Source organism: Vibrio sp. 1401 (genome assembly GCF_033340295.1).
Window position 1 is genome coordinate 1 of sequence record NZ_JAWOWF010000512.1, and the last position, 620, is coordinate 620.

General features: G+C 48.1%; 1 protein-coding gene. It reads left to right on the forward strand.

The genetic code is table 11. The features are described 5' to 3' along the window. Positions 1 to 620 (forward strand): ribonuclease E/G (locus tag R7Z77_RS26535; RefSeq protein WP_318137196.1); only part of this gene is annotated, 620 nt, incomplete at both ends.

Here is a 620-nt window from a genome sequence, read left to right on the forward strand (position 1 = left end):
TACAAGAAATTCATATCGAGCGCGAATCTCGTCGCGGCATTGTGGGCAATATATACAAAGGCAAAGTAAGCCGAGTACTGCCTGGCATGCAAGCGGCTTTCGTCGATATCGGTTTAGATAAAGCGGCGTTTTTACATGCGTCTGATATCGTTCCGCATACTGAATGTGTGGCAGAGAACGAGAAACAGCAGTTTCAAGTTCGTGACATTTCTGAATTGGTTCGCCAAGGTCAGGATATCGTCGTACAGGTAGTTAAAGATCCTCTTGGCACTAAAGGTGCGCGTTTAACTACTGACATCACACTTCCTTCCCGTTATCTCGTCTTTATGCCTGGCGCTAGCCACGTTGGTGTATCGCAACGTATTGAAAGCGAAAGCGAACGTGAGCGCCTTAAAAAAGTGGTGAATCACTACTGCGATGAGCACGGTGGTTTCATTATCCGCACGGCCGCAGAAGGGGCGGACGAGAAAGAACTCTCTCAAGATGCTGCGTTCCTAAAACGCTTATGGCTGAAAGTCATGGAGCGTCGTTCTAAGTACAAGACACGTTCAACGCTGTATGGCGAGCTTGGTCTTGCACAACGTATTTTGCGTGACTTCGTTGGAACGGAACTCGACAAG